This is a genomic window from Algoriphagus boseongensis (assembly GCF_004362805.1).
Lineage (GTDB): Bacteria > Bacteroidota > Bacteroidia > Cytophagales > Cyclobacteriaceae > Algoriphagus > Algoriphagus boseongensis.
Genome location: NZ_SNYF01000005.1, coordinates 947,363 through 954,698, shown reverse-complemented (window position 1 = coordinate 954,698; position 7,336 = coordinate 947,363). Strand labels below are relative to the sequence as shown.

General features: G+C 39.8%; 6 protein-coding genes. All 6 read left to right on the top strand.

Translation table 11 applies throughout. The features are described 5' to 3' along the window. The coding region (locus DFQ04_RS04170; protein ID WP_133552973.1) for a dipeptidase at positions 1 to 861 on the top strand (861 nt) is incomplete at its 5' end. 60 nt (positions 862 to 921) lie between these two features. Then, complete coding sequence (locus tag DFQ04_RS04165; RefSeq protein ID WP_133552971.1) at positions 922 to 2,370, top strand: S10 family peptidase; 1,449 nt, start codon at positions 922 to 924, stop codon at positions 2,368 to 2,370. Positions 2,371 to 2,532: 162 nt separating this feature from the next. Further along, positions 2,533 to 4,032 carry a S10 family peptidase gene (locus DFQ04_RS04160; protein WP_133552969.1) on the top strand — a complete coding sequence of 500 codons (1,500 nt, stop codon included), beginning with the start codon at positions 2,533 to 2,535 and terminating at the stop codon, positions 4,030 to 4,032. Between the two features lie 48 nt (positions 4,033 to 4,080). Beyond that, a complete protein-coding gene (locus DFQ04_RS04155) occupies positions 4,081 to 4,524 on the top strand; it encodes a hypothetical protein (RefSeq protein WP_133552967.1) in 444 nt (147 codons plus the stop codon). A 91-nt stretch (positions 4,525 to 4,615) separates the two neighbouring features. Continuing rightward, positions 4,616 to 5,683, top strand: coding sequence for a dipeptidase (locus DFQ04_RS04150; protein ID WP_133552965.1), 1,068 nt, complete (start codon positions 4,616 to 4,618; stop codon positions 5,681 to 5,683). A gap of 224 nt (positions 5,684 to 5,907) precedes the next feature. After that, entirely contained in the window at positions 5,908 to 7,170 is a 1,263-nt protein-coding gene (locus tag DFQ04_RS04145) for a threonine/serine exporter family protein (protein WP_133552963.1), read from the top strand. Positions 7,171 to 7,336: the final 166 nt, after the last annotated feature.

The window sequence follows — 7,336 nt, the reverse complement described above, 5'->3', positions numbered from 1 at the left end:
GTGGAACTCACAAGAACTTCCCTCAAGCTCCATAATCAAATGATCGAGGACAATGGCTGGATCAAAGTAAAAAGCACCGCTGATATTCTACGTGCCAAGCGAGAGAAAACATTTGGGATATGGTACCTCTTCCAGGGCGCCTTTGCTGCTGAAGACAATTTGGACCTTCTCGAAGAGTTCAAGGAAAATGGTGTTGGCCAGGTGGCACCCACTTACAATTACCGAAACCGATTTGCAAGTGGACAACTAGATCGCTCTGATGCCGGACTGAGCATGGCAGGGGTAGACCTGATCAAGAAGTGTAACGAGTTGGGCATCATTGTCGATGGAGTTCACAATAGCGATAAAGATGTATTGGACATGATTGAATTCTCAAGCAGCCCGGTAATCATTTCTCACTCCAATGCCAAAGCAGTTTACAATCACCCTCGAAATGTTCCAGATGATGTGATTAAGGCGATTGGTCAAAAAGGTGGTGTCGTTGGCGCAGTTGGCTGGCCGACGTTTGTAAGCGATAGTCAGTTCCCCACCTTTGACCAATTCTTCGCGCATATCGAACATATTATTGAAGTGGCCGGTATCGATCATGCCTCCATTGGAATGGATTATTTCTATATGATTCAAGGGCTCATGACGGATGATGAAGCACAGAAGCTCTACGACCAGATCATCGCGAGCGGTGCCTGGACAGCTAAGGAGTACGGGCATCCTCCCTATGCCTACCCGACTGGTCTCAAGACACCAGCAACCTTCTACAACATCACCAATGGTCTTCTCAGTAGGGGTTACAGTGTAGAAGATACCCAAAAAGTAATGGGAGGAAACTTAATGCGAGTCATGAAGGAGGTCTGGGGAGCGTAATGAATACACGAAACCGCTATAAGTAATAAAATAAGATTCAGTAATAAAATATACAGCAAAATGGAAAAAGAAATGGAATTAAACGATTTGATGAAAGGTGAGATATTTACCTCAAAACAATCAGTAATTATTAATGGAAAAACCATAAATCTTGATGCTGAAACAGGGACAATTCAGCTACGTGATGAAAATGATAAGCCTATTGCTTTATCTGGATTTACCCATTATAAGAAGACAGACACAAATGAAAATAGACCAATCGTGTTTGCATTTAACGGGGGACCGTTACAAGCTTCCTTCTGGTTACATATTGGTATTCTGGGTCCTAAACGAGTTGTAACAAATGACCCATTTCATACCAATCCCGCTTCTTATAAAGTAGTAAATAACGAATTTTCTATACTAGATAAGGCTGATTTGGTATTGATCGATCCAATTGGTACGGGTTTTAGTAAACCCATCGGTGAATCAAAATTTGAAGATTTTTGGGGAGTGGACCAAGACATCCGCAGTATTGGACTATTCATTGAACAGTTTTTAGCCAGAACAGAAAAGTACAATGCCCCAAAGTATATACTGGGTGAAAGTTATGGCACTTTAAGAAGTGCAGGGGTAACAAAATACCTTCAGGATAGAGGTGTTGTCATGAATGGTGTAATTATGATCGGAGCAGTATTAGAGATGCATAATTTGCTATTTGGACCGGGAAATGACATTTGTTATTTAATTCATTTCCCTACTTATGCGGCAACTGCGTGGTATCATAATAAAGTAAAGGATAAAGGTGAAAGTCTTGAGTCTTTTTTAAATGATGTCCGAAAATTCACTGAAAATGAATATGCCCCTGCACTCTTTAAGGGTGATCAATTAACGGATACAGAAAGGAATACTGTAGCTCAAAAATTAGCAGATTATTCTGGTGTAAGTAAGGAGTATTGGCTTAAGGCTAATTTTCGCGTTTCAAACAGCGAGTTTTTTCAAGAACTTTTAAGAGACACCGGCTTAACTGTCGGAAGACTTGATTCTCGTTATACTGGTGTTAATGAAAATTTATTATCACAATTTGCTTTGACAGATCCTGCTGGCGATGCCATTTTACCTCCAATCATAGGAGCATTTAAGGATTATTTATACAACGATTTAAGTGCTGGAAAACATTTGACCTATACACCAATGGCTGCTACAAGACCAAATTTCAAATGGGATTGGAGACACAGCGGAAATATTGTTTGGAACGCAGACCTAGCGGTTAGCACCTTGCCTGACCTGACATCAGCGATGAAGCGAAACCCAAATCTGAAGGTTTTAATTCTCAACGGATATTACGATGTAGCAACTGTTTTCTATGGTGTAGAATATTCTATCAATCATATGGGCCTGGATGCAGAATTAAAGAAAAATATCATTATGAAATATTACGAATCAGGTCATACGCTGTACGTACATGAACCGTCAAGGCCGAAAATTAAAAATGATATAGACGAGTTTATTGATCAAACTTCTAAATAAAAAAGCTCATAACGGTTAGTATATAGCGCATTGTGCCATATACTAACCGGCTTTTGAATAATTACTTGTTATGGAAAAAGTCTGAAAACAGTAATGCTTATACAAAACCAATATGAGCAATTTCATATAACAAGATTTAAAAATTAAACCATATACAACAAAATGAAAACAAAACTTCTCACTTTTCTGCTTTTGCTTTTTATTCAAATTTCATTCGCTCAAGAGAAATCTGAATTAAACGAGTTGCCGAAAGGTGAGGTATTTACCTCAAAACAATCAGTAATTATTAATGGAAAAACCATAAATCTTGATGCTGAAACAGGAACAATTCAGCTACGTGATGAAAATGACAAGCCTATTGCATTATCCGGGTTTACCCATTATAAGAAGACAGATTCAAATGAAAATAGACCAATCGTGTTTGCATTTAATGGCGGACCGTTGCAATCTTCCTTCTGGTTACATATTGGCGTTTTAGGCCCAAAACGAGTTGAAATTAATGACCCAACCTACACCAAGCCTGCCCCTTACAGCATTGTTAATAATGAATACTCGATTCTAGATAAAGCTGATTTGGTTTTAATCGATCCAGTTGGTACCGGTTTTAGTAAACCCATTGGAGAATCAAAATGGGAAGATTTTTGGGGAGTGGACCAAGATATCCGCAGTATTGGACTATTCATTGAACAGTTTTTAGCTCGGGAAGGAAAATTCAATACTCCTAAGTACTTATTGGGTGAAAGTTATGGCACCTTAAGAAGCGCAGGCGTTTCTAAATACCTACAGGATAAAGGTATTGCAGTGAATGGGGTCATTATGATTGGTGCTGTATTGGAGATGCATCATTTACTATTTGGCCCAGGAGATGATGTTTCTTATTTGATTCATTTCCCTACTTATGCGGCAACGGCATGGTATCACAACAAAGTAAAAGATAAGGGAGAAAGTCTTGAGTCTTTTTTAAATGATGTCCGAAAATTCACTGAAAATGAATATGCTCTTGCACTCTTTAAGGGTGATCAATTAACAGATGTAGAAAAGAATGCTTTGGCTCAAAAATTAGAAGATTATTCTGGTTTAAGTAAGGATTATTGGCTTAAAGCAAATTTACGTGTCATTAACAGTGAATTTTTTCAAGAACTTTTTAGAGATACCGGCTTAACTGTCGGAAGACTTGACTCTCGATATACAGGTACCAATGAGAATTTGTTAGCGCAATCTGCTCTAACAGACCCTGCAGGTGATGCTTTTTTAAGTCCAATTGCAACGGCATTCAAAAATTATTTATACAATGATTTAAAAGCAGGTAGTCATTTAACATATACACCGATGGTAACTTCTCCTACTTTTAAGTGGGATTGGAGACACAGCGGAAATGTGGTTTGGAATGCACAATTAGCCATTAGTACCTTGCCTGATATGACATCAGCAATGAAACGCAACCCGAATCTGAAGTTTTTAATTCTCAACGGGTATTATGATGTGGCAACTGTATTTTATGGTGTAGAATATTCAATCAATCATATGGGCCTGGATGCTGAATTAAAGAAAAATATCTCTATGAAATATTATGAAGCAGGCCATATGTTGTACGCGCATAAGCCGTCTATACAAAAATTGAAAAATGATATAGATGAGTTTATTGATCAAACTTCTAAATAAGATAACTGATAAAAAGTTAGTATAATATAACTATTAAAGACTTAAAACATGAAAGACGAAAAAAATAAAAGTCGATTAAAATTGGTTATAAAAATGCAGGTTGTGTGGTTGGTCGTGGCTATTCTTTTTCATGTAGTTAGTCTGATCAGAGTTTGGATGGGCTTAACACCACTGTCTGAAGCGGCTCCGATAAATAGTATCATAAGTTTATGTATAATTTATATCCCCCTTCTGTATCTCGGCTGGAAATCACATTTAGTGATCTATGGTTTGATTAATTGTTTTGTGTTTGGCATGATGCTATTTACGGGCGAGATCCCTAGAGTAATGATGTATTTTTCTCCAGAGGGAATAGCTGCTTATCAGGCAGCAGCTATAGGATGGTTTGGTGGTATTTTGATCAACGGGATAGGTATTCCTTTAGGTTTCTATGGGAGTTTCTTGGCCCTGAGCATGGCGTGGAGGCAAAAATCTAATCATCCTAATAAATGAAAAAATAGCAAAGGCGCGAGAAGTTAATCTGCCAAAGTTCATTAATGAAAAACTAAATAAAAACGAGTATTAATTTTTAAAAACAAAAATTATGAAAGACGAAAAAAAAGAACTGAATGAAGATCGATCTATTCATGACAAGATGATTGTGCTTGACGGCTGCTGTCCCTTGCTCACCTGGGGTATTGACCCAATGTCGGGCAGGGTAGATAAAGCGACTCTTGGCAAGGGGCCTGCTCTTTATATTGAAGGTGGCGTAACTGCAGCCGGGGCTTCGGTTGGGGGTACCCGTACCCCCGTGGAACTCACAAGAACTTCCCTCAAGCTCCATAATCAAATGATCGAGGACAATGGCTGGATCAAAGTAAAAAGCACCGCTGATATTCTACGTGCCAAGCGAGAGAAAACATTTGGGATATGGTACCTCTTCCAGGGCGCCTTTGCTGCTGAAGACAATTTAGACCTTCTCGAAGAGTTCAAGGAAAATGGTGTTGGCCAGGTGGCACCCACTTACAATTACCGAAACCGATTTGCAAGTGGACAACTAGATCGCTCTGATGCCGGACTGAGCATGGCAGGGGTAGACCTGATCAAGAAGTGTAACGAGTTGGGCATCATTGTCGATGGAGTTCACAATAGCGATAAAGATGTATTGGACATGATTGAATTCTCAAGCAGCCCGGTAATCATTTCTCACTCCAATGCCAAAGCAGTTTACAATCACCCTCGAAATGTTCCAGATGATGTGATTAAGGCGATTGGTCAAAAAGGTGGTGTCGTTGGCGCAGTTGGCTGGCCTACGTTTGTAAGCGATAGTCAGTTCCCCACCTTTGACCAATTCTTCGCGCATATCGAACATATTATTGAAGTGGCCGGTATCGATCATGCCTCCATTGGAATGGATTATTTCTATATGATTCAAGGGCTCATGACGGATGATGAAGCACAGAAGCTCTACGACCAGATCATTGCGAGCGGTGCCTGGACAGCTAAGGAGTACGGCCATCCTCCCTATGCCTACCCGACTGGTCTCAAGACACCAGCAACCTTCTACAACATCACCAATGGTCTTCTCAGTAGGGGTTACAGCGTGGAAGATACCCAAAAAGTAATGGGAGGAAACTTAATGCGAGTCATGAAGGAGGTCTGGGGAGCTTAATGCCTAGGGCCGTCAGGAAAGGGTTCAGGAGTCATTAAACGGAGTGTTGGCTATCGAGTAAAATTCCGGAATAGGACTCCTGACCTTAAAGTCATAAGACAAATAACATTTTAGCCATTTAGAATTAAATCGAAATGAGCAAACAATACAGAATCAACGACATGCGGAAGATGGAAACAAGCATGAATCAAGATTTTGACGGACTAGGAAATCCTCAGAAGTAAATGGAAAATCCAAAAAAAGATTCAAAAGCGTTTTCTGCTTCAGCAAAGGTATCCTTTGACGATGCATGGAATTTTATCATGAAAGTAGGCTTGGCAGCGCATAAATACGGCGCTACGTCAGGAAGATTAGAATTTCTATTAAAAGGCTTAGCGCAAGATTTTGGCTATAAAGGCAATTTTAAATCTACTCCTGTAGAAATCAGGTTTGGCTTGCAGGAAACGACAGATGCACCAAAACGTGCAGAAGTTTTGGCTACACCACCCTCGAATATTGATTTGGATAAGCTCGCCCGATTAGGCGATGTGTTGAACGAAATTAATGCCGGGACTTTATCTCTGAATGATGCCGCGCCGCGCATTGATGCCATTGACCAAATTCCCCCTCCATGGGGCAAATTTCCAAGCATGCTAGGGTATGTATTTACCGGATTTGGTTTTGCGCTACTTTTGGGAGCGGGATGGACGGATACGTTATTGGCAGCGGTATTTAGCCTCATTGTTTATGGAATAGTTTTACTCTCTCCTCGCTTGGGTACTACTGCCGTGAAGTGGATGCCTCTTACAAGCGCTTTAGTTGTCGGCTTTCTTTCCGGACTGATTAAACATTGGGTACCTGATTTAAATCTGGTTTTAGTTATTCTTTGTGGCGTCATCATGTTGCTGCCTGGCTACGCCATTAGTCTAGGAACTGGAGAATTAGTGACGAAACAGGTCAAATCAGGCTTATACAATTTGAAGAGTGGATTAACTGCGCTTGTTAAACAGATTGCAGGAGCTATAATTGGAGTCCGCCTGGCCAGCGTTTTTGTAACCATTGGAGCTGAAGCCCCACAAGCACCCGTAGATCCAAAGTGGATAATTCTTTTTTTTCCATTGCTGCTAGTGGGTTTGGCCCTTGCATTTCAGGTTCCTCGGAGAGATTTAGCTTGGTCGGTTTTGGTTTCTGCCATTGCCTATTTGGGGGTTTTGGGTGGTAGTTCGATAATGAATGCTAACCTGGGTAATTTGCTAGGGACAATCCTTGCTGTAATTGTTGGAAGCTTGTGGTCACTTAAAACAAGCCGACCAGCATCCATTGTTGTCATGCCTGCCATTCTTTTACTGGTGGGCGGTACTATTGGCTTTCGCGGTTTAGCCACCATGGCTAGTGGAAATATGGTACTTGGATTGGAGCAATTTTTTCAGATGTTCATTGTGGCCCTAACCATAATGGTAGGTGTTTTAATAGGTTTATTCATTATGCGACCTAAACCTAACTTGTAATAACTGCTTAAAGATTATAGTAATAAACTAGATATGTTAAAAAGAGAAAATCAAATCTATTTTTTTAAGAATTTAATATGTCAAGTTAAAAGTAATTATTAACCAAATAGAAGAATTGTAGTATCAAGTTTTAGCTAATCTTTATATAACCACCATATAATAAAAA

What these genes read in the sequence shown, in the direction of transcription:
- DFQ04_RS04165 (WP_133552971.1), top strand. Translation starts at nt 922, where the DNA reads ATGGAAAAAGAAATGGAATTAAACGATTTGATGAAAGGTGAGATATTT.
- DFQ04_RS04160 (WP_133552969.1), top strand. Translation starts at nt 2,533, where the DNA reads ATGAAAACAAAACTTCTCACTTTTCTGCTTTTGCTTTTTATTCAAATT.
- DFQ04_RS04155 (WP_133552967.1), top strand. Translation starts at nt 4,081, where the DNA reads ATGAAAGACGAAAAAAATAAAAGTCGATTAAAATTGGTTATAAAAATG.
- DFQ04_RS04150 (WP_133552965.1), top strand. Translation starts at nt 4,616, where the DNA reads ATGAAAGACGAAAAAAAAGAACTGAATGAAGATCGATCTATTCATGAC.
- DFQ04_RS04145 (WP_133552963.1), top strand. Translation starts at nt 5,908, where the DNA reads ATGGAAAATCCAAAAAAAGATTCAAAAGCGTTTTCTGCTTCAGCAAAG.